Origin of the sequence: Paraburkholderia sp. BR10882 (assembly GCF_040948855.1) — a bacterium.
Taxonomy (GTDB): Bacteria; Pseudomonadota; Gammaproteobacteria; order Burkholderiales; family Burkholderiaceae; genus Paraburkholderia; species Paraburkholderia nodosa_A.
In genome coordinates this window covers 14,731-35,198 of the sequence record NZ_JBFPKP010000019.1, presented here as the reverse complement: position 1 = coordinate 35,198, position 20,468 = coordinate 14,731, and the positions used below count along the sequence as shown (strand labels likewise).

General features: G+C 64.4%; 18 protein-coding genes and 1 pseudogene. 8 read left to right on the top strand and 11 right to left on the bottom strand.

Features of this window, described 5'->3' with window-relative positions:
- The first annotated feature begins 1 nt into the window (after nucleotide 1).
- The 6 genes from AB3X99_RS32730 (at nucleotide 2) to AB3X99_RS32705 (ending at nucleotide 6,762) form a co-directional block, all read left to right on the top strand.
- Nucleotides 2–1,015: an ABC transporter permease gene (locus AB3X99_RS32730; RefSeq protein ID WP_069261301.1), complete on the top strand. Its 1,014-nt coding sequence runs from the start codon at nucleotides 2–4 to the stop codon at nucleotides 1,013–1,015.
- 15 nt (nucleotides 1,016–1,030) lie between these two features.
- Nucleotides 1,031–1,900 carry an ABC transporter permease gene (locus AB3X99_RS32725; protein WP_368619269.1) on the top strand — a complete coding sequence of 290 codons (870 nt, stop codon included), beginning with the start codon at nucleotides 1,031–1,033 and terminating at the stop codon, nucleotides 1,898–1,900.
- Nucleotides 1,897–3,681 carry a dipeptide ABC transporter ATP-binding protein gene (locus AB3X99_RS32720; protein WP_368619268.1) on the top strand — a complete coding sequence of 595 codons (1,785 nt, stop codon included), beginning with the start codon at nucleotides 1,897–1,899 and terminating at the stop codon, nucleotides 3,679–3,681. The genes AB3X99_RS32725 and AB3X99_RS32720 overlap by 4 nt, the downstream gene beginning before the upstream one ends.
- 29 nt (nucleotides 3,682–3,710) lie before the next feature.
- Complete coding sequence (locus AB3X99_RS32715; protein ID WP_368619267.1) at nucleotides 3,711–5,045, top strand: LLM class flavin-dependent oxidoreductase; 1,335 nt, start codon at nucleotides 3,711–3,713, stop codon at nucleotides 5,043–5,045.
- A gap of 61 nt (nucleotides 5,046–5,106) precedes the next feature.
- A complete protein-coding gene (locus AB3X99_RS32710; protein WP_368619266.1) occupies nucleotides 5,107–5,880 on the top strand; it encodes an SDR family NAD(P)-dependent oxidoreductase in 774 nt (257 codons plus the stop codon).
- A 12-nt stretch (nucleotides 5,881–5,892) separates the two neighbouring features.
- Nucleotides 5,893–6,762, top strand: coding sequence for a CmcJ/NvfI family oxidoreductase (locus tag AB3X99_RS32705; protein WP_342947023.1), 870 nt, complete (start codon nucleotides 5,893–5,895; stop codon nucleotides 6,760–6,762).
- 76 nt (nucleotides 6,763–6,838) lie between these two features.
- Here the strand turns inward: AB3X99_RS32705 and AB3X99_RS32700 are convergent, their stop codons facing one another.
- The 9 genes from AB3X99_RS32700 to AB3X99_RS32660 form a co-directional block, all read right to left on the bottom strand.
- Nucleotides 6,839–8,491 carry an ABC transporter substrate-binding protein gene (locus tag AB3X99_RS32700; RefSeq protein ID WP_368619265.1) on the bottom strand — a complete coding sequence of 551 codons (1,653 nt, stop codon included), beginning with the start codon at nucleotides 8,489–8,491 and terminating at the stop codon, nucleotides 6,839–6,841.
- Nucleotides 8,492–8,515: 24 nt separating this feature from the next.
- Nucleotides 8,516–8,860, bottom strand: a complete 345-nt coding sequence (locus AB3X99_RS32695) for a DUF3088 domain-containing protein (protein WP_342924195.1) — start codon at nucleotides 8,858–8,860, stop codon at nucleotides 8,516–8,518.
- Between the two features lie 102 nt (nucleotides 8,861–8,962).
- The gene (locus tag AB3X99_RS32690) at nucleotides 8,963–10,285 is read right to left on the bottom strand and encodes an LLM class flavin-dependent oxidoreductase (protein ID WP_368619264.1); all 1,323 of its coding nucleotides are present in this window, start codon (nucleotides 10,283–10,285) and stop codon (nucleotides 8,963–8,965) included.
- Nucleotides 10,286–10,367: 82 nt separating this feature from the next.
- A complete protein-coding gene (locus tag AB3X99_RS32685; RefSeq protein WP_133190555.1) occupies nucleotides 10,368–10,919 on the bottom strand; it encodes a GNAT family N-acetyltransferase in 552 nt (183 codons plus the stop codon).
- A 159-nt stretch (nucleotides 10,920–11,078) separates the two neighbouring features.
- Complete coding sequence (locus tag AB3X99_RS32680; RefSeq protein ID WP_069261307.1) at nucleotides 11,079–12,077, bottom strand: succinylglutamate desuccinylase/aspartoacylase family protein; 999 nt, start codon at nucleotides 12,075–12,077, stop codon at nucleotides 11,079–11,081.
- A 51-nt stretch (nucleotides 12,078–12,128) separates the two neighbouring features.
- Complete coding sequence (locus AB3X99_RS32675) at nucleotides 12,129–12,383, bottom strand: hypothetical protein (protein ID WP_069261832.1); 255 nt, start codon at nucleotides 12,381–12,383, stop codon at nucleotides 12,129–12,131.
- Between the two features lie 1,230 nt (nucleotides 12,384–13,613).
- Nucleotides 13,614–14,882 (bottom strand): Zn-dependent hydrolase, encoded by a 1,269-nt coding sequence (locus tag AB3X99_RS32670; protein WP_368619263.1) that lies wholly within the window; start codon nucleotides 14,880–14,882, stop codon nucleotides 13,614–13,616.
- Complete coding sequence (locus AB3X99_RS32665) at nucleotides 14,875–15,411, bottom strand: L-2-amino-thiazoline-4-carboxylic acid hydrolase (protein WP_368619262.1); 537 nt, start codon at nucleotides 15,409–15,411, stop codon at nucleotides 14,875–14,877. The genes AB3X99_RS32670 and AB3X99_RS32665 overlap by 8 nt, the downstream gene beginning before the upstream one ends.
- A 14-nt stretch (nucleotides 15,412–15,425) precedes the next feature.
- On the bottom strand, nucleotides 15,426–16,595 hold the full coding sequence (locus AB3X99_RS32660) for a branched-chain amino acid ABC transporter substrate-binding protein (RefSeq protein ID WP_368619261.1): 1,170 nt from the start codon (nucleotides 16,593–16,595) through the stop codon (nucleotides 15,426–15,428).
- 207 nt (nucleotides 16,596–16,802) lie between these two features.
- On the opposite strand from AB3X99_RS32660, the gene AB3X99_RS32655 reads away from it, so the two are divergent.
- On the top strand, nucleotides 16,803–17,708 hold the full coding sequence (locus AB3X99_RS32655) for a LysR substrate-binding domain-containing protein (protein ID WP_342924188.1): 906 nt from the start codon (nucleotides 16,803–16,805) through the stop codon (nucleotides 17,706–17,708).
- A 10-nt stretch (nucleotides 17,709–17,718) separates the two neighbouring features.
- Here the strand turns inward: AB3X99_RS32655 and AB3X99_RS32650 are convergent.
- Both AB3X99_RS32650 and AB3X99_RS32645 read right to left on the bottom strand, forming a co-directional pair.
- A pseudogene (locus AB3X99_RS32650) lies at nucleotides 17,719–17,826 on the bottom strand (cupin domain-containing protein); the annotation flags it as partial.
- 197 nt (nucleotides 17,827–18,023) lie between these two features.
- The gene (locus tag AB3X99_RS32645) at nucleotides 18,024–19,157 is read right to left on the bottom strand and encodes an aminotransferase class V-fold PLP-dependent enzyme (protein ID WP_342924187.1); all 1,134 of its coding nucleotides are present in this window, start codon (nucleotides 19,155–19,157) and stop codon (nucleotides 18,024–18,026) included.
- A 236-nt stretch (nucleotides 19,158–19,393) separates the two neighbouring features.
- Between AB3X99_RS32645 and AB3X99_RS32640 the strand changes: the two genes are divergently transcribed.
- On the top strand, nucleotides 19,394–20,365 hold the full coding sequence (locus tag AB3X99_RS32640) for an AraC family transcriptional regulator (protein ID WP_342924186.1): 972 nt from the start codon (nucleotides 19,394–19,396) through the stop codon (nucleotides 20,363–20,365).
- Nucleotides 20,366–20,468 lie beyond the last annotated feature (103 nt).

Sequence of the window (20,468 nt, the reverse complement as noted above, 5' to 3'; positions counted from 1 at the left end):
CATGACCCACCCGACTCCCTTACCGCTGCCCGACGAGAGCGTACCCCGCCCGACGGCGCCGCTCACGCGCGTGCGCCGCACGTGGTTGCGCTCGCCGGTCGCGACGCGGCTCGTGACCGGCGTGCTGGTGCTGTGGGCCGCGATCACGCTGTCGTTCGTCGCCGTGCATCTCGCGCCCGGCGATATCGTCAGCATCCTGATCGGCGAGCAACTGAACACGCCCGAAATTGAAGCCGCGATCCGCAAGGAATGGGGCCTCGACGAGCCCGTATCCCTGCAATACCTGCACTACCTGTGGCGTGTGTTGCACGGCGACTTCGGCCGCTCGTACGTCCTGAACACGGACGTCGCCCCGCTCGTGATCGGCCAGCTCTGGCCCACGCTCAAGCTCACCAGCGCCGCGCTGGTCGTCGCGGTCGTGTTCGCCGTGGGGCTCGCGGTGCTGACTGCGGGGCGCCGCTTCGGCGCCCGCGCCGCCTCAGGCGTGGAGCTGCTGCTCGCTTCGACGCCCTCATTCTGGCTCGGCATCATGCTGCTTTTCGTGTTCAGTTTCACGCTCAAGCTCTTCCCCGTGGCCGGCGACCGCGGCTTCTCCTCGCTCGTGCTGCCGGCGCTCTCGCTGGGGCTCGCGCAAGGCGCGGTGATTGGCCGCATATTGCGCAAGGGCATCGAGCGCGCGCTCGACGAGCCGTACGCGCTGACCGTGCGCGCGTGGGGCATTGGCGGCTTCGCGCTGCGCCTGCGCCATGCGCTGCGGCACGCCGCGTTGCCGGCAGTCACGCTCGCCGGCTGGCTCGTGGGCGGCTTGTTGAGCGGCGCGGTCATCACCGAGCAGGTGTTCGGGCGCCCAGGGCTCGGCAAGGTGACCGTCGATGCCGTGCTCGCGAAGGACATGCCCGTGATCCTCGCGATCGCGATCCTCTCCGCAGCGATCTACGTCGTCCTGAGCACCGCCGTCGACCTGCTCTATCTCTTGATCGATCCGCGCCTGCGCGACCCGCGCGCGCGGCGCTGAACCGGAGGCTTCACGATGTCAGTTCCTCTCGACCTGCCATTGCGGGCGCGCGCGGGTTGGCGTGCCGCCAGCTGGATATGGCGTCATCCCGGCCTTGCGCTTGCGGCGCTCTGGCTCCTTCTCAACGTCATCGCCGTCGCCGCGCCCGAATGGCTGACCCGCTATGATCCGCTCGTGGCGGACCCAGTCTCCGCGCAGCTCAGCGCCAGCGCCGAGCATTGGCTAGGCACCGACCAGCTGGGCCGCGACATCTTTGCGCGCGTCGTCTACGGCGCACGCTACTCGCTCTCGATCAGCGCGGCGGCGATCGCCATCGCGACGCTCGCAGGCACCGTGCTTGGGCTGATCGCCGGCCTCGCGCGCGGCTGGCTCGACGAGCTGATCACGCGCTTTCTCGACGTGGTGTCCGCCTTTCCGGACCTCCTGCTTGCGCTCATGCTGATCTCGTTCACGGGCCCCGGCGCCGTCAATCTCGTCTTCGCGCTTGGCGTCGCCTCGATTCCGCGCTTTGCGCGCGTTGTGCGCGCGCAGACCTTCGTCGTCGCCGAATCGGGGTATGTGGAGCAGGCGCGCACGTTCGGTCTCGCGCCGGCCGTGCTGGTCTGGCGGCACGTGTTGCCGCACGCCATTGCCCAGGTGCCCGTACTTGCCACGATCGGCCTCGGCACCGCGATCATCGGCACATCGGGCCTGAGCTTTCTCGGCATGGGGCCGCAGCCGCCCACGGCCGAGTGGGGACTGATGCTCGCCGAGGGCCGCAACTATCTGTACAACGCATGGTGGATCGCGGTCTGGCCCGGCGTGGCGATCACGGCCGCCGTCATTGCTGTGAACGCGCTCGGCGGCTACTGGCAGGCGCGTTTCGAACGCCGGGAGGTCGCATGACAGCCGCTGCCACTGCCAATCTCGCCGCCCGCGTGCGCGTTGGGTCTGCCACGGAAGGCAGCCTCTCAGCGCCGGTCCCGCTACCCGCCGTGATTCATCCGTTCACCGCGCCGCCGGGCGAACCGCTCGTGCGTATCAAAAACCTTAGCATCGCGTTTCATGAGCGGCACGCCGCGCGCGCCGCCGTCGAATCACTGAGCCTGAGCGTGCATGCGGGCGAGTGCGTCGCGCTCGTCGGCGAATCGGGCTCCGGCAAATCCGTCACCGCACGCAGCCTCGTCGGACTGAACGGCCCGAAGGCGCAAACACAGGCCGAGCGCTTCGAGATCGCGGGCGAGGACGCAAGCCGCTACCGCGAGCGCGACTGGCGCGGCATACGCGGCCGCCGCATCGGCTACGCGCTCCAGGACGCACTGGTCTCGCTCGATCCGCTATGGCGCGTGCGCAACCTCGTAGCCGAATCGCTGCATAGTGTGCGCTCGCGCGACATCCACCACCGCAGCGTCGAGATCCTGCGGGCGGTGGGCATCGACGAACCCGAGCGCCGGCTGCCGCAATACCCGCATCAACTGTCGGGCGGCTTGCGGCAGCGCGTACTGATCGGCACGGCCATCGCGGGCGGCGCTTCGCTGCTGATCGCCGACGAGCCCACCACAGCGCTCGACATGACCGTCCAGCGTCAAATCCTATCGCTGCTGCGCGCCCGCCGCGACGCCGGCGACGCGCTGCTCCTCATCAGCCACGACCTCGCCGTGGTCGCGGAACTGGCAGACCGCGTGCTCGTCATGCGTGCGGGCCGCATCGTCGAAGAAGGGCCGACGCGCGACGTGCTGGGGCGCCCAGCGCATCCTTATACGCGGCAGCTGCTCGCCGCGATTCCCGTGCCCGCGTCGCGCGGCTACCGGCTCTCGGGCGACGCGGGACCTGGCGCCGCCACGGCCGAGGCACGGGTTGCGCTGCCGGCGAAGCAGATTGTCGACGATGTCCGTGTGCTTTCAGTCGAAGCGGTCACGAAGCGCTACGGCGGCGACGACAGCGCGCCCCCCGCCGTCGACGACGTGTCGTTTTCGCTCGCCAAAGGCGAAACGCTCGGCATCGTCGGCGAATCCGGCTCGGGCAAGTCGACGGTCGCGCGCATCGTGCTGGGCCTGACCACTCCCGACAGCGGCCGCGTGACGCTCGACGGCCAGCCCTGGAGCGGCGTGCCCGAATCCGCTCGGCGACATCGGCGGGCCGGCCTGCAGCTCATTGCGCAGGACCCCTATAGCTCCTTCGACCCGCGTTATACGGTCGGCCAGCTCATCGGCGAGAGCCTCGACGCGGTCGGCATTCGCGGCGACGCGCGGCGACGCCGTGTGCTGCAACTGCTCGACGAGGTGCGGCTCGGGGCGGGCTGCTACGACCGCTACCCGCGCGAACTCTCCGGCGGCCAGCGCCAACGCGTGGCGATTGCGCGCGCATTCGCGCCGAACCCGGCGCTGCTCGTTGCCGACGAACCGGTGAGCGCGCTCGACGTATCGATCCAGGCGCAGGTGCTCGACCTGCTCGCCGACATGCAGTCTGAGCACGGCACGGCCATGCTGTTCATTTCGCACGACCTCGGCGTGGTTCATCACGTTGCCGACCGCGTGCTCGTGATGCAGCGCGGCCGCCTGGTCGAGAGCGGACCTGTCGAGCGGGTATTCACTGCGCCAACGCATCCCTATACCGCTTCGCTGCTCGATGCGCTGCTGAAGCTGCCCAAGTCGGCGCAGCAGGGCCAGCCGGCCACTTCCGCGTGACTTCCCACACGCCCTCTATCTTGCACACCATGAGCCAATCGACCACGAATCCCCAACGTCAGATTCACCTCGGCGCGATCATCCAGGGCGCTTCGGGCAACATGTCCGCATGGCGTCATCCCGATGCGATCGCCGATGCCAGCATCAACGTGGACTTCGTACGCGAGCTGGCGCGCGAGGCCGAGAACGCGAAATTCGATCTGCTGTTCGTCGCCGACGGGCTGCACATCAATGCGAAGTCGATCCCCCACTTCCTGAACCGCTTCGAGCCGCTCACGCTACTTTCGGCGCTCGCGTTCGCGACCACGCGCATCGGCCTCGTTGGCACGCTCTCGACTTCGTACAGCGATCCGTTCACCGTCGCGCGCCAGTTTTCGAGCCTCGATCACCTGAGCGACGGCCGCGCGGGCTGGAATGTGGTGACCTCGCCGCTGGAAGGCTCCGCGAAGAATTTCTCGCGTGACAAACACCCAGAACACGCACTGCGCTACCGGATCGCCTCCGAGTTTCTGGACGTGACGAAGGGGTTGTGGGATTCGTGGGAGGACGACGCCTTCGTTCGCGACAAGGCGAGCGGCGTGTTCTTCGATCCGGACAAGCTGCATGTGCTCAATCACGCGGGCGAGTTCTTTTCGGTGGCCGGCCCGCTGAATATCGGCCGCTCGCGCCAGGGCCGCCCGATCCTGTTCCAGGCGGGCGCTTCCGACGACGGCAAGGCGGTTGCGGCGAGCCATGCAGACGCGATCTACACGCGCCAGGAAACGATCGGGCTTGCACAGGCCTTCTATGGCGACGTCCAGAAGCGGCTCGCCGCCCTCGGCCGCGCAGCCGGCAGCCTGAAGATCTTCCAGGGCATCAGCGTGATCGTGGCGGATTCGGCCGTGCAGGCCGAGGACCAGTATCGCGAAACCGCACGGCTCGTGACGATCGAGAATGCGCTCGACTACCTTGGCCGCTACTTCGATCACCACGATTTCTCGCAGTACCCGCTCGACGCTCCATTTCCCGACATCGGCGAACTGGGCAGCAACCAGTTCCGCAGCACGACCGACGCGATCAAGCGCAACGCGGCCGAGCGCCGGCTGACGCTGCGCGAGGTCGCGTTGGAAGCCGCAACGCCCAGGCCCAGCTTTCTCGGTACGCCCGAACAGGTCGCCGATGGCTTGCAGGCCTGGGTCGAAGCGCGCGCGACCGATGGCTTCATCGTGCGCGGCGGTACACCGCTCGCGTTCACCGAATTCGCGCGTAAGGTGGTGCCGATCCTGCAGGAGCGTGGTGCCTACCGGCGCGACTATGCAGGCACGACGCTGCGCGAGCATCTTGGGCTCGACTATCCCGTAAACCGCTATGCGCTGACCGCATGAATAACCATATGAAGTTTCATTCTTTTCCAAAAGCGCGCGTGGTGACTAGCGTGAAAGAATCATGAGCGACGTTTCCTCTTCTCTTCCTGCTTCGGTCGCATGGATTGCCGGGGTGGGCCCGAGCGCCGGCCTGGGCGCGGCGCTCGGGCGCCACTTCGCCCGAGCAGGTTACACGGTCGTGCTGACCGGACGCACGGAGCCGCGTGTGGAAGCGCTCGCCGCGGAAATACGCGCGCAAGGCGGCCGCGCCCACGCAGCACCCGGCGACGTGGCAAACGAGCAGGATCTCGCGCGCATCGCGCAACTTCTGACGAGTCACGGAATTCTGCGCAGCGCGATTTTCAACGCGGGCAACGCCGTACGCGCGCCAACGCTCGAACTCGAAGTCGCGCAGTTCGAGTCCGCGTGGCGCACAAACGTGCTAGGTGGCTTCGTGTTTGCCCGCGCCGCCTTACCCCTTCTGCTGGACGCCCCGGACGCCGCGACGAACCCCTCGGGCGCCGGCAGCCTCATCTTTACCGGCGCGACCGCGTCGCTGCGCGGGCGGCCGCCGTTCGCCGCGTTCGCAGCGGCGAAAGCGGGCCTGCGCTCGCTGGCCCAAAGTCTCGCGCGCGAATTCGGACCGCGAGGCGTGCACGTGGCGCACGTCGTCATCGACGGCGGGATCGACGGCGAACGGCTGCGAAGCGCCGCGCCCCAGCGCGCTCAAGACGCAGGGCCGGACGGTCTGCTGCAACCCGAAGCTATCGCCGAAAGCTATTGGCAGTTGCACCGCCAGGCCCGCAGCGCCTGGACACAAGAGCTGGATCTGCGCCCGTGGCGCGAACCGTTTTGATCAGGATGACTTATGAGCACAGTGCTATCGGTCCCCTCGCCTCTTTCGCGAACGTCTGCCGTCGAGGCGGAACTCAACTATCTCGCGCCGGGCAACGCCCGGCCGGTCAATTACACGTTCGAGCCGCCGGAGGGAACGGCATGGAGTTCGGGCACGCTCGACCCGCGCCGCGTGACGATACGTAACGCGCGTCCGCTTGCAGAGGCCGGCGAAATCTCGCTCGACCGCAATGGCTTTCAGCTCGTTTCGCATCGGAGCGCAGTGAGCGACTACAGCGACGAAAGCCTGATCCGCCTCGTGTATCGCCCCGAGGCCGAGGCGTTGCTGCGCGACATCACGGGAGCCGAAAAGGTCGTCATTTTCGACCACACGCTGCGTGACAGCGCGAGCGGTTCGCGCGGCAACGCCACACTTCGCGAGCCCGTGCGGCGCGTGCATAACGATCAGACTTTCGTGTCCGGACCGCGCCGGGTGCGCGATCATCTCGATGCCGAAGAAGCGCAACGGCGGCTGGGGCATCGCTTTGCGATCGTCAACCTGTGGCGGCCGCTCAGCGTGGTGGAACAACTGCCGCTCGCGCTGTGCGACGCGCGCTCGATCGCGGCCGGCGATCTCGTGCCGACCGACCTTCTCTACCGCGACAAGACCGGCGAGACCTATTCGTTTCTCGCGAACCCGCAGCATCGCTGGTACTTCTTTCCCCGTCTGCGCCCCGACGAAGTACTACTGCTGAAAATCTACGATTCTCTGGAGGACGGCACGGCGCGGCTCACCGCTCACACCGCATTCGAGGACCCCACCAGTCGTGCGGACGCGGCGGCGCGGCGCAGTATCGAATTGCGCGCGCTTCTGTTCTGGCCCGCGGGCTCAGACACGCATTGACGAATGGCGCTGCGAGTCGCGCCATTCGTCTGTGGCCACCGAAGACACGCGGCCGACTCGCCACCCTCACTAGTACCTATTGCAACGACACGCCGTCGAAACGGTGGCTGCCCAACGGCGAGAACACGAGCCCGTCAACGCGCTTCGAAGCTGGCAGCGAGACGATCGAGTGCGCGATCGGCGTAAATGGCACCTGTTCCTTGAAGACGACCTGGGCGCGCTCATAGAGCGCCGCACGCTCGCTCACATTCGCATCCGCACGCGCCTTCTCGATGAGCGAGTTGAACGACGGGTCGCACCACTTCGAGACGTTGCTGCCATGCACCGCATCGCAGCCGAGCAGCGCGCCTAGCCAATTGTCCGGGTCGCCGTTGTCACCCGACCAGCCGTAGAGCAACGCGTCGTGTTCGCCGTCCTGCTTGGCGCGGCGGTTGTACTCGCCCCACTCATAGCTCACGATCCGCGCATGAACGCCGATCTTCTCCCAGTCCTGCTGGATGAGCTGCGCCATCAGTTGTGCGTTCGGGTTATAGGGGCGCTGCACCGGCATGGCCCAAAGGGTAATCTCGAAGCCATTCGCCAGCCCTGCCTGCGCAAGCAGTGCGCGTGCCTTCGCAGGATCATACGGCGCGTCCTTGAGCGTATTGTTGTAGGACCATTGGGCAGGCGGCATCGGGTTCGTCGCAATCTTCGCATTGCCTGCGAACACGGCCTGAATAATGGCGGGCTTGTCGATCGCCATGTCGAGCGCCCTGCGCACTTCCACGCGATCCAGTGGCGGATGCTGCGTGTTGTACGCCACAAAGCCCACGTTGAAGCCGACGCCGGAAACGACCTTGAGCGTCGGATTGCGCTTGACGACCTCCAGATCAGCCGGACGCGGAAACACCGATACCTGGCACTCGCCGCTCGTGAGCTTCTGGATGCGGGTCGCCGGATCGGGCGTGATGGCGAACACGAGGTGTGCGAGCTTGACGTCCTGCGTTCGCCAATAGTCGGGATTGGCGTCGTAGCGGATCAGTGCGTCCTTCTGGTACGAACGGAACGCGAACGGACCGGTCCCCACGGGCAACTGGTTGATATCGGCCTCGCGGTGCTGCCCACTCAGCTGGGTGGCGTACTCGGCTGAGAGGATCGACGCGAAGCTCATGGCAAGGTTGCGCACGAAGATCACGTCGGGCGTCTTGAGGTCGAAGCGCACTGTGTAATCATCGACTTTTTCGATGCGCGCGATATTCTTGTCGAACCCGAGATCGCTGAAATAGGGAAAACTCGTCGGATACGCCTTGCGAAACGGCAGCTGCGGATCGAGCATGCGCGTGAAGGTGAAAATCACATCATCCGCGTTGAAGTCCCGCGTGGGATGAAACCACGAGGTCGTCTGAAATTTCACACCGTGGCGCAAATGAAACGTGTAGGTGCGTTGATCCGCTGAACTCTCCCAGCTTATTGCGAGCGCGGGCTCGAGATCGAGTGTGCCGTTGCGGAACTGCACCAGCTCGTTGTAGACCGTATTCGTGCTCGCATCGAAATCGGTGCTGGTGGTGTGCTGCCCCGGGTCGAATCCCGCCGGGCTGCCTTCACTGCAGAAAACCAGTGTCCCTTTGGGCGTGGCTTGCGCCGCATGAGGCAAAAGGAGCAGCGCCGCGGCGTTGCAAAGCGATATGGCGAGAGCCAGCGCGTGGCGCCGCGTGCGCGAGGGGATGGCGGCAAAAAGACGAAGTGGCATGATGTTGTGTTGTTCGAACGCCGCTCAATGCACCTTGGGAAAGCCGTGCCGTTCGGCAAGCAGCGCGAGAATCCGGTTCGTGTCGGTCACGAAGTGACGGCCGTTCACCGTTTGCACGTCTTCGGGAACCGCATGCTCATCGCCGAGCACGAGCACGGGCAGCCCCTGATGTGCCTCGTCGAGCACCTCGATCACCACCGCACGCGGGCGCGCGAACGGCAGCCGCTTTACGTCGATGCGCGCGACGCGCTCGGGGTCGCTCGCAAGCAATCCTTCTATTGGCGCGCCGTGCGGACAGATGAAACGCTCGCCGGGATGGGCAGGGTCGGTAAAGCCAGGTTGCAGCAACAGCAGCAAGTCTCGACTCATGGTGTACTTACGCTCCGCTTTTGAAAGGGAAAATGTCCAAGGGTTGTCGTGTTCGTCCGCGCGCGGCTGCCATCCATGAATCGAGCCAGCCGCGCCGTTGAGTCAGCGCGTCGAGGCGAGCGCGTAACGGCTAATCCGTCGCGGCAAGCCAAGGTGGTCTCGCAGCGTCTCCCCGCTCAGGCGCCGGCTGTATCGGCCACGTGCTTCGAGCACCGGAATCACGTGTCTGACAAAGTCGTCGAGGCCCTCCGCCTGCACCGGAAAACCGAGGATGAAGCCATCGGCGGCGCCGGCGTCCAGCCATCGGATCAGTTCGTCGGCAACCTGCTCGCCTGTGCCGAGGAAATGCGTCTTTGGCGTGGCGACGGCCAGCGCGACTTCGCGCAGCGTCGAGCCGTTGCGGCGCGCGTCGGCCTTGATGCGGTCCGTGGTCGAGCGAAAGCTGTTCTTGCCGAGGTCGCCAAGCTCCGGAAACGACGCATCGAGCGGATATTGCGTGAAGTCGTGATGATCGAAGTAGCGGCCAAGGTAGGCGAGCGCCTCGTCGACGCTCAGCAAGTCGCGGATCAGGCGGTACTTCTCTTCGGCTTCGTCGTGCGTCGTGGCGACGATTGGGCCGATACCGGGAAAGATCTTCACATCGCTCGGGGCGCGCCCGTGTGCCACGGCGCTGCGGCGCACGCGCCCGGCGAACTCGCGTGTCTCTTCGAGCGAGGGCGAATGTGTGAACACGGCGTCGGCGTATTTGCCGGCGAGATCGATGCCGGCGTCCGACGAGCCGGCCTGAAAAATCACGGGCTGGCCCTGCGGCGAGCGCTGAATGTTGAGCGGCCCGGCCACTTCGAAGAAGCGGCCCTTGTGGTCGAGCGTGTGAAGTTTCTCGCGATCGAAAAAGCGCCCGGTTTCGCGCTCGCGCACGAATGCGTCGTCGTCCCAACTATCCCAGAGCCCCTGCACGACGTCCAGGTATTCGTCGGCAATCTCGTAGCGCAGCGCGTGATTGGGGTGCTCGCCGCCATAGTTCTTCGCCGAGCCCTCCAGCGGGGACGTCACCACATTCCAGCCCGCGCGGCCGCCGCTGATGAGGTCGAGCGAGGCGAGTTGCCGCGCCACCGTGAACGGATGGCTGTATGAAGTCGAGATCGTGCCTGCGAGCCCGATCTTCGATGTCGCAGTCGCCAGCGCCGAAAGCATGGAGATCGGCTCGAAGCGGTTCAGAAAATGGGGGATCGACTTTTCGTTGATGTAGAGGCCATCTGCCACGAAGGCGAACGCCAGGCCGTTGGCCTCGGCCTTCTGGGCAATTCCGGTAATGAAGTCGAGGTTGACACTGGCATCCACCGGATTACTTGGGTGCTTCCATGCGTTCATGTGGCCGCCGGGGCCATGCAGCATGATGCCGAAAGTGAGATTACGCTGGGTCATATTCGTGTCCGGTCATCAGAGTGGCATGAAGCAGTCAGCACACGCGGCGTCGAACGAAGCGTGGCCGCCGCCCGCCGCGCAATCAACGATGCTCGCCTAGCGGTTCACGCGGGCGCAGGTCGTCGAGCGCATCCGTGGAAAACGGCTTCCGCAGGTCCTTGGCGAAGGGCAGACGCACGTGGACTTCTGGCGCAATCGAGCGATCGAACAAGGGGACGTAGCCTGAATCAATGTATAAGCCCCAGGCTTCCGGCTGCTTGAAGCCGGTGGTGAGATAAACACGGCGATACCCCTGGCTCAACGCGCGCGCCTCGAGTTCTTCGACGATGCGGCGTGCAAGACCCTGGCGGCGCTGGTCGGCGCGTGTCCAGACACGCTTGAACTCCGCTGTCTGAGCGTCGTAGCGCTTGAAGGCCCCGCCGCCAACGGTCTCGCCGTCGCGCACGAGCACGATGAAGGCACCCTCGGGCGGCGCGAACAGCGCGGCCGGATAACGCGCCAGCTCCTGCGCGGCCGAAGCCTCGCTGTCGGCGCGGTGATCGCGGTAGCGTGTTGCATATTCCCATTGCAGGCCGTCGATCAGCGGCTTTGCAACGGCTTCGAGCGGCGAGGTATCGATAATGCGGTAGGTCATCGTTGCGGCGTTCCCGTGGGACGGCAGATCCGGCTGCCAGATTACCCCCACCGCATGCGCCATATAACCAAGCAATTCGAATATCGTTATCCAGATGAATCGCGTCTGTGAGGCATTTTCGTTCGTCCAGCACAGACCCGTGCGTCTCGCTTCTCCGCTTCACGGCTCGTCGGGCTCGGCCAGATGAAAGAGGCAATCGCCGCGCTGCACCGAGGCAACCGCCCGTTGACACACCACCTCGCCCGAGGCCGCAAACGCCACCGTCAGCGGCTCGCGCAGAGGCGTTTCGGGAAAGTGAATACGCGCCGCAGGCTGCCCCGCGTGCACGTGTTCGCCGAGGTCCACGAGCGGCTCGTACACGCCGCGTTCATACGCGTAGACATAGTGCTGCGCAGCCACGCGATAAAACCGCGTTTGGCCTGGCGGTTGCGGCGGCACGAGCGGCCCGGCCAGCACGCCAATCGCGCCAAGCAGGTGCAGCAGCCCTTGCCGCGCTTCGTGCAGGAGGCCCCGCTGAACGACGCCGGCACCACCAAGCTCGGTGACGATCGACACGGCACCCTGGCGGCGTGCAGCCGTCGCCGAATGGAGCGGATTGGGCGCGTGAAGAAAGGCGCGCGGCAAGCCAAATGCGCCAAGGAGTGCCCGCAACTGCCGGCCTTCTTCTTCGTCGCGCGGCTCGATCGCGAGCATATTCGCACCGTGATAGCGCAACGAACTACCGCCTGAATGCAGATCCACGAGATATTGCGCACGCGCGAGCAAGGTGTTCTCGATGTAGTCGGCGATCATCTCGGTCGGCGTACCTAGTGGATTGCCCGGGAACGTGCGGTTCAGGTTGCCGCCGTCTAGCGGCGACGTGCGTGTTCCAGCCTCGGCTGCTGGAAAGTTGGCCATCGGCAGGAAAATGAGTTGTCCATGTACCCATTGTGGGTCGATTTCGCGCAGCAATTGCGAAACGAGCACCTGTCCCTCGTACTCGTCCCCGTGATTGCCGGCCATGAGCAGCACGACGGGCCCTTCGCCGTTGCGCACGGAACCGATTGGTATCGGAATCCAGCCGTACGCCGAGCGATGAACAGAATGCGGCAGTCGCAGATAGCCAACATGAAGGCCTTGCGCCTCGAGATCGATTTCGCTGCGAATCGGATTGACCATGCGTAATGCTCCGTGGCGCGTGGGCGAATGGACGTTATGGCGGCGACTACTTCACTCCGCGGAGGGCGGCAGATCCCGTCTCCCGTCAGGAAGCACCCTTACACACGGTCGCGCTGGGGTCGCGCTTTCGTGAAAGATGTCGTCGAGATATTGCAGCAATTCATCCGCAGCGATGAAGGCTGGGATCTGGATGTCGGCTCGGCGACGTTTGCCTTCCTCGCCAATATCAAAGACCGTCCACACCTCAGCTTTGCGTGCGACGGCAATAGCCCGGCCAAAGACATCGAAGCGATATTCCTCGGGCATGATGAAATCTGTCTCCAAAAGCAGCTGCGTTCGCCGGGTTCCCGCGGCCAGCTAACGGAACTTTCCGGGCGATCGAGCAGCACACGGCGCAGGCGAGTCCGGCGGGGTCCTCGCAGTAGCGGGGGCGGTTGTAGCATGCAGCAGACTCGTCGAGCCTGCCAGCATAGGAAACACAACCGCGATACGGAACCAAGAATCGCTCAGAACGTAAGAAGCGGAATAAATATTCTCGCGTTGCTCATTGGACGTTATCTGCGCAGTCGTCAAGCTGGTTCGCGAACTCGTTCAGACATGACCGACAGCTCGCCGCCCCGGACGCAGCGCAAATGGACATCCCGGGTTGCGACCTGTCGTAGTCCTCGCATGAATCGCATAGGGGTTGTCGCGAAACGTCTTCTGCGTTTGTCCCTAATAGCGAATCCCCCGGATTGAAGGACGCGTCGAGCGCGACGCACCGCTTCGATGCACGGTCGGTAGCCCACATCGGCTCACCTCCCCTGCGAGTCAGATAGGCCGTGAAGGCGTTGCGCTAGATTGCCTTGTCATCCGCCAAAGTTCGAACACTCGCTTATGCGGGTAACCCGCACACTCCTCGAACGGGTGGGTGTGCGGTGTAGCGGCGCGCTACAGTAAGTTTTGAGTGAACGAGCGCCCCTCGGTCTCCAAACCTATCGCGCCTGGATCCTGGGCGTGCCCCGCAGCGCAATGCACAGTGCCAGCAGTCGCGCCCGCTCAAGCCAGGTGGGAGCGGCCCCAACGTGACAGGAGCAATCAGTGGCGGTTTGGCCCCGGGCGGTTATCGTGGAGTGTTGAGGAGTGCGACGATGATGGTAGTGCGTGGCCGTTTCCTGCCGCCCAGCCAGCCGGGTCGTTTTCCAAGTTCATTCCGGGTAGAAAGGCACCAGGCTGACAGGTATGCGATTCGCCCCCGCGCAAAGGACGCAGCAAAGTCGTCGCCATGAAAACGCCTGCCTCATGCTGCTTACGCCACCTTGCCGGGGGAGGTCGACCTTGCAGCATTGCGCGGCCGGTATGCGGACATCAACGCGCGAGAGGCGGTTTCCCGCTATCTCGACCATCCGGGCGCGACCGGCGCCGCCTGGCTACGCATGCGCGCGAGCGCAATCGGGGGCGAACAAGGCAAGCACTTATACGCTTCAGGGCACAAGTGCTTACCTTGCCGCTACTCGCAGCGGGCTTGCAGGTGAGCGCGCATCGTGTTTGCCGTGCTCATCCGCAGATACCTGTCGCGACGGCGCTCTCCAACACCGCGTGCAGCAGTACGTTCGCGCCCGCCTCGGCCCATTCGGGCGTAATCGCTTCGGTTTCGTTATGGCTGATGCCATCCACGCACGGAATGAAGATCATACCGGTGGGGAATATGCGCGCGAGATGGCATGCGTCGTGGCCAGCGCCCGACACGATGTCTGCATGAGGTAGTCCGAGCGCCTCTGCAGCACGCCGCACCGCGCCGACGCATCCAGCATCGAAATTCACCGGTGCGTAGTCGAAAATCTGTTCGACGCGCGCCTGCAATCCGCTCTTTTCTGAAACGCTCGACACTTCGTCGCGCAGCGCCGAGTCCATCCGCTCCAGAGCCGCGGTGTCCGGATGACGGAACTCGACCGTAAAGAAGCATCCGCCTGGCACCGTATTGCGCGAATTCGGCCGCGCCTCGATCATGCCGACGGTCGCACGCCCGTGCGGCGCATGGCTGCGTCCCAGCGATTCCACGAACAGGATCAACCGAGCCGCGCCTGCCAGCGCGTCGCGCCGCAGATCCATTGGCGTGGTGCCCGCATGCGCATCGGTGCCCTCGAGCGTCACCTCGTACCAACGCTGGCCCTGGCCCCCGGTGACGACGCCGATCGTGTGACCGCCGCGCTCGAGAATCGCACCCTGCTCGATATGCAGTTCGTACGCGGCATGCACCGGGTGGCCGCCGACGTCTTGCTCGCCCGCATAACCGGTCTGCGCGAGCGCCTCGCCGATCGTCACGCCCGCTGCATCCGCACGCGACAGGCCGTAGTCGAGCGAATACGCGCCTGTGAACACACCCGAGCCGATCATCGCAGGCGCGAAGCGAGAGCCTTCCTCGTTGGTCCACACGACGATATCGACCGGATGCTCGGTGACGACGTGCGCTTCGTTCAGTGCGCGCACCACTTCGAGCGCGCCGAGTACGCCGTAGATGCCGTCGTAGCGTCCGCCGGTGGGCTGCGAGTCAGCATGCGAGCCAGTGAGCACGGGGGCCGCATCCGCACGACGGCCGGCGCGGCGCGCGAAAATATTGCCCATGCGGTCAACCCGCACGCTGCATCCGGCAGCATGCGCCCATTCGACAATCAGATCACGCGATTCACGGTCGATCTCGGTCAGCGCGAGGCGGCACACGCCGCCTTTGGGCGTTGCGCCGATCCGCGCCATCCGCTCGAGCGAGTCCCAAAGTCGCGTGCCGTTGACGCGTGGCACGACGAGCGTGCCGGTTGCTTCATTCATCACGATGTTCTTCCGTCTGATTGTGCTGCAGCGCGTAGCGGAAGTCGCAGTGACTGCCGCCTTGCATGATCGTGGTCGTGCGCGTCAGATGCAGGCGCGGCAGATAGCCATCGATGAAATGGCTGTCGCGCGCGCAACTGAGCAGATGGCCGATCTCGCCCAGGCCCATCGCGTGATACATCTCTGCGTACCGGCAGCGCTTCACGTCATAGTCATAGCGCTCGAGATCGGAGCGCAGCACGTCGACGAATAGCGCATCATCCTTCTCCCACAGCGCCTGCAACGCAACGAAAGACTCGACGCTGGCGCCATTCGGCTCGCGCGCGGCAAACTGTCGGCCGGCGTCGACGGCCGCGCCGCGCACCGCCTCGCCGATCACCGCCTGGGCCCGCTCGATACCCAGGTCGCGCTTCAGGATCTCGTAGATCGGCTTGATGATCTCGGCTTCGATTCGGCGCCGAGCGAGAATCCCGAGTTGATTTTCGAACGCTTCCGGCGCTTGTGGCGATTGCGGCGACTTGCCTTCCATTGTGCTTCTCCCGATCACTTTGCCGCGGTCTGCTGGCTGTTGCCGATGACGTCGACCACCGCCCATGCGCCCTTGTGCACCTGATAGATCGTATAGGCGGGGTTGTTCAGGTTGCCTTGATCGTCGAACGAGATCAGACCGGTCACGCCATCGCGATGGATTGAATGCAGCGCGATGACGAGCTTGGCGGGATCGGTAGAATTCGCCTGTTGCGTCGCGGCGATCAGCGTTGCGGCTGCATCGTAGGCGAAGGGCGCGTACAGTTCGATCGGCTGGTGATAACGCGCCTCATATTGCTTGTCGAACGCCTCGCCGCCAGGCATACCGCGCAGCGGGCGGCCAGGATCGAGTGCGGTCACGCCGTCGCCGTCCGCGCCCGCCAGTTTCAGGAAGGTCGGACTCACGAAGCCGCCAGCGCCGAGCAGCGTCGCGTGAATCTGTAGTTGATGCATGCGGCGCACGAGCGGCGCCGCTTCCACGTCAACGCCACCAAGAAAGATCAGATCCGGATTCTTCGACTTGATCTCGGTAAGCACGCCGCTGAAATCAGTGGTCTTATCGTCGACATATTGATGATCGACGACCGTGCCGCCGTTGTTCTGCACACCCTTGATGAACTGCGTCGCCAGCCCCGAGCCGAATGCTGTGCGATCGTCGATCACGGCGATGCGCTTCGCCTTCAGCGTGTTCACCGCGTATGCCCCCGTGTACGCGCCGCCAATGTCGTCGTGCCCAATAATGCGGAACGTGTTGTTGTAGCCCTGCAAGGTGTACTGGTGTCCGGTCGATACCGGTGCGATTTCAGGAATGCCGGCATCGTGATAGACCTTCGATGCCGGCACGCTGCAGCCCGTATTCCAGTGACCGACCACGCCGATCACGTGACGGTCCACCAGGTCCTGGGCCACGGTGACTGCCGTGCGCGGATCGGCCTGGTCATCGGCGGTAACGAGTTTGTAGACGACCGATTTGCCGTCGATGGTCGGGTGCTTGCTGTTGGCGTCATCGAGCGCGAGTTGTGCACCGTTCTGCAGGTCCTTGCCGGTGCGGGCCGAGGGACCCGTGAGCGGGCCGGCAAGACCGATCAGCACGACGTGCTCGTTCTGTGCGTGGGCGGCCTCGTTCGAGCCGAGCGTGAAAGCGAGAGTGAGCGCGGCGAATAGCGCGGAATGGCGGTTTTTCATGACGTTGGCCGAAGGTGGGAAGCGGTGGGTATCGTGAATTCGTAACAATCAGAGACATGAATAATACTAAGCAGTTGCTCCGAACCGGCTAAATAGCGAAACGTCAGATGCTTATGCCTCAATGCGGCGATAGTGCCTTTAACCCCTATGCAGGCTGGGTTTTGCGAATCAATGAAGGGCACCGCAAACTTCGATATAATTTGATACATGAAAAATATCGAACGATTCAACGATCCGCCGCTGCGCGCGCTGCGCGCTTTTGAAGCCTTTGCGAGGCACGCGTCGGTGACAGCGGCAGCCGCCGAACTCGACATTACGCCATCCGCGGTGAGCCATCAGTTGCAGTTGCTGGAGTCGTTCCTGCAAACGCCGCTAACCGCGCGCGCAGGACGTGCGCTTGCCCTGACGGACGAGGGCCGCGACTACTATCGTTCGATCAGCACCGCATTCTCGGTGCTGCGGAGTGCAACTGGGTTCGTGCGTGACCGCTCGTCGCGCCGGCAGATCACCATCAGCCTGATTCCGCTGTTCGGCATGGGTTGGTTCATTCCGCGGCTGCACGACTTCCTCGCCGCGAACGACGACGTCGACGTCACCGTGCTGTACGCGAACCATCGAAACTATCGGAGCGACGCAGCCGATCTGTCGATCCGCTTCGGTACCGGCGAGTGGCCCGGCTACGCGAGCGAGCGCCTGATGTCAGGCGCGGTCGTTCCGGTGTGCAGCGTGCCGTTCCGGCGTCGTTACGGGCCGTTCAGAAAGCCCGCCGATCTTGCGTCGGTGCCGCTCGTGCACGACGAGGACCGCAGCACGTGGGCCAACTGGCTGCAAAGCGCGGGCGTGCGGCACGTGGCGCGCCTCGTCGGGCCGCTGTTCGAAGATGGTCAGTTGACGTTGAGCGCCACGCGCGCGAGCCTCGGCGCGGCGCTGCTACGCGCGCCGTTGATTGCGCGCGAACTGGAATCGGGCGACCTGGTGAAGCTATTCGACCAGGAACTGGACGACGGCCGCCACTATTACCTGTGCCGCCGCCTCGACACCGATCAGCCTGAGGGCGCGCAACGGCTTGCCGCATGGCTCTCGGAGCAGATGAAAGACAAACGCACTCGTTGAGGGGTCGCGCCTATGCTATGGACAATTTAACAAGGGTGGTCAGTGGCTTGTCTCCCGTGTCGACCACGAACACCGCAAGGAGCGTCGCTGGCTTCGTCTTGCTCGCAGTGCGGCTGATACGGAACTTTTGGGATAATTTTCGTATCGTAAGAATTGCGTCATCAAAACAAACTCAAGCAGAGGCAAATCTGAGCACACGGTCCGCGGCCCCTGTGCCGCCCGACGCCAGCGAACTGACCGGTCTGTCGTCGTAAAGCACACTCAATCTGGTCCCCCTATTTTGCAACCCTGATCCTCGCCTTGCGATTGACAAGGTTATCGAACTGATTCGCCGGCATTTGAACCGGTGCTGCGTTCGTATGCATTCGCAACCGCCCTCAAGGCCGCATCAAGATCCACAGAGAAACGCAATTGCTCGAGCGCTCGCCCCAAAGCCACGACGTTCGAGCGGACCGAAGCCGCGTTCGCGTTCAGGCCCGTGTGATTGAGCCGCACGATGTGCCCGGCGACATCGCCGATCCCGGGCGCGAGTTCGGCGCCATAACGCGAAGCTTGCGCGATCAGATCCGGTCCGTCGACGCCCCGCGGCACCGAGGCCGACGTGACAAGCGCCGAAGCGGCGTCATCGCGCGCGATCCACGGCGATACGCCGAGCGCCCGCAGTGCCGACCGGGTCGCGCGCGAAGCCTGCTGATGGCGCTCGATCACGCGCTCCATTCCCTCGGCTTCGATACGGTCGATCGCCGCTTCGAGAGCCCAGAATTCCAGCGCCGACGGCGTTCCCGGCAAAGCGGGCCTTCCACAGTCCAGCCAGTCTCGCTTGAGCGCCGCCAAGGACAGGCTCGAAGGCGCAAAGTCGGGCAGCGCGGCGATGTGGTCCCAGGCGCGCTGACCGAGTACAACCGCCGACACACCAGCGGGACCGGCAAGCGCCTTTTGCGGACCAATTACCGCGATATCGATCCCGATTCTATCCACGTCGATGACATGCCCACCGATTGACGCAACGGCGTCGACAGCGAAAAGAGCATTGCGCGATTTTGCGAGCGCCGCCAGCTCCGCGAGCGGATTCAATGCGCCGTTGGACGATTCCGCGTGAACGGCCGCTACGATATCGACATGTTCCAGCATCTCGAGACAGCTCGCGACGGCGGATGAATCGACGGGTTGTCCCATTGCCACCGCCACATCGTGGACGGTCGCCCCGCCCCGCCGCAACCAGTGGCCAAACCACCTTCCATAGGCACTCGTCACGACGTTGACGGCTACGACACCGTGCCTCGCGATACTTGCGGCAACGGCTTCAAGCGCGAGCACCGCCTCGGCCTGAACGAACACAACATCGGCAGATGTGCCCAGCAAGCCTTTGATGCGGTCGGCCAGCAGCGCATAGCCGTGATCCGGATAACGGGGCACATCGACGAGCCCGTGCCGGTCGAACGTTCGCATTGCGTGAACTCCGCGCTAAAAGGAGGAAAGTAACCCGGCGAACGCGTGCGGGAAAGGCGAAAAGAAAGATTGGTGCAGTGTTGCCCTTTTCTCAAATCCGTTGTCGCAAAGGCTTGCGGAAACTATGGCGCGCCGAGATAAGCATCTGACAATATCTTCGTTGCATCGTCACCAGAACGGACTATGGTGAGGGGCCGTGCCCATCGTACGAGCACCTTCCCAGCATTGTGTAATGTATGCCATCCCAAGTCGATGCATTCTCCGCGTGGCTGCTCGATGACCTCGAGCTAAAGAGCACGCTCTTTCATGTCGGCCAATATTGCGGCAACTGGCAGGCCTCGACGAGCGGGCATCGCCGCGCAAGCTTCCATGTCGTTCTGCACGGAGAGTGCTGGCTTCATCTCCCCGCGCGGCCCGGGCGAGCGGCGCGCAGCGTGGCACTCAGTGCCGGCGACGCCGTTTTCCTGCTCGCCGACCAACCGCATTGCCTTTCACCTGACCCTTTGCCGCCCGAGCGCGGGCGCGAAAGCGCGCGCGAGGGCACGATGACGCCGCTCGATACGAGCGGTCGCGAAGCGCCCGGCAGCCTCGGCCTCGCATGTGGATTCTTCGAGTTCAAATCGGGACTCGACGATCTGATGCTCGGTCTGCTGCCCGACCACGTAATTGCGCGTCACGATCAGCCCGCGCAGCATGGCGCGCGCCAGATCTTCGAGCTGATTCGCGCCGAGGCGCTGCACGATCCGCAAGCGCCCTCGCCGCTCATTGCGCGTCTGACCGGGCTGCTTTTCGTCTACACGTTGCGCTCGCTCGACGGTAATGAAGAACTGGCGCCCTGTTTCTGGGCGCTGATGCGCCGCCCCGCGCTCGCGCCGCTCGTCGCCGCCATCGTCGCGGAACCCGGCAAGCGCTGGACCACGGCAAGCATGGCGGAATTCAGTCACATGTCGCGCGCGCGATTCTGCAAGCTGTTTGCCGAACTCTCGGGGCAACCGCCCGCACAATTCGTGACGCTCGTGCGCATGAAGCGCGCGGCATCGATGTTGAGCACTGGCGTGAGCACGCCCGAGGCCGCCGAGCAGGTCGGCTATCAGTCCGAATCGGCCTTCGCGCAGGCCTTCAAGCGCGTGACCGGGGTACAGCCCGGCGCGTGGCGCCGTATTTCGGGCAAGAATGCCGAGCCGGCCGCGCATGGTGCGCTCCATTGAACGCGGCGTGAGACAAATCCGCATGAATGGCAGACGGGCTCGCATTGCCGGCTAGCGGTGCGCCTCACCATAATCGATGCATCTTTTTGATTTTGTGAGGAAC

What these genes read in the sequence shown, in the direction of transcription:
- AB3X99_RS32695 (WP_342924195.1), bottom strand. Translation starts at nt 8,860, where the DNA reads ATGAGTCGAGACTTGCTGCTGTTGCTGCAACCTGGCTTTACCGACCCT.
- AB3X99_RS32700 (WP_368619265.1), bottom strand. Translation starts at nt 8,491, where the DNA reads ATGCCACTTCGTCTTTTTGCCGCCATCCCCTCGCGCACGCGGCGCCAC.
- AB3X99_RS32715 (WP_368619267.1), top strand. Translation starts at nt 3,711, where the DNA reads ATGAGCCAATCGACCACGAATCCCCAACGTCAGATTCACCTCGGCGCG.
- AB3X99_RS32730 (WP_069261301.1), top strand. Translation starts at nt 2, where the DNA reads ATGACCCACCCGACTCCCTTACCGCTGCCCGACGAGAGCGTACCCCGC.
- AB3X99_RS32675 (WP_069261832.1), bottom strand. Translation starts at nt 12,383, where the DNA reads ATGCCCGAGGAATATCGCTTCGATGTCTTTGGCCGGGCTATTGCCGTC.
- AB3X99_RS32720 (WP_368619268.1), top strand. Translation starts at nt 1,897, where the DNA reads ATGACAGCCGCTGCCACTGCCAATCTCGCCGCCCGCGTGCGCGTTGGG.
- AB3X99_RS32660 (WP_368619261.1), bottom strand. Translation starts at nt 16,595, where the DNA reads ATGAAAAACCGCCATTCCGCGCTATTCGCCGCGCTCACTCTCGCTTTC.
- AB3X99_RS32670 (WP_368619263.1), bottom strand. Translation starts at nt 14,882, where the DNA reads ATGAATGAAGCAACCGGCACGCTCGTCGTGCCACGCGTCAACGGCACG.
- AB3X99_RS32690 (WP_368619264.1), bottom strand. Translation starts at nt 10,285, where the DNA reads ATGACCCAGCGTAATCTCACTTTCGGCATCATGCTGCATGGCCCCGGC.
- AB3X99_RS32645 (WP_342924187.1), bottom strand. Translation starts at nt 19,157, where the DNA reads ATGCGAACGTTCGACCGGCACGGGCTCGTCGATGTGCCCCGTTATCCG.
- AB3X99_RS32640 (WP_342924186.1), top strand. Translation starts at nt 19,394, where the DNA reads ATGCCATCCCAAGTCGATGCATTCTCCGCGTGGCTGCTCGATGACCTC.
- AB3X99_RS32685 (WP_133190555.1), bottom strand. Translation starts at nt 10,919, where the DNA reads ATGACCTACCGCATTATCGATACCTCGCCGCTCGAAGCCGTTGCAAAG.
- AB3X99_RS32665 (WP_368619262.1), bottom strand. Translation starts at nt 15,411, where the DNA reads ATGGAAGGCAAGTCGCCGCAATCGCCACAAGCGCCGGAAGCGTTCGAA.
- AB3X99_RS32705 (WP_342947023.1), top strand. Translation starts at nt 5,893, where the DNA reads ATGAGCACAGTGCTATCGGTCCCCTCGCCTCTTTCGCGAACGTCTGCC.
- AB3X99_RS32710 (WP_368619266.1), top strand. Translation starts at nt 5,107, where the DNA reads ATGAGCGACGTTTCCTCTTCTCTTCCTGCTTCGGTCGCATGGATTGCC.
- AB3X99_RS32655 (WP_342924188.1), top strand. Translation starts at nt 16,803, where the DNA reads ATGAAAAATATCGAACGATTCAACGATCCGCCGCTGCGCGCGCTGCGC.
- AB3X99_RS32725 (WP_368619269.1), top strand. Translation starts at nt 1,031, where the DNA reads ATGTCAGTTCCTCTCGACCTGCCATTGCGGGCGCGCGCGGGTTGGCGT.
- AB3X99_RS32680 (WP_069261307.1), bottom strand. Translation starts at nt 12,077, where the DNA reads ATGGTCAATCCGATTCGCAGCGAAATCGATCTCGAGGCGCAAGGCCTT.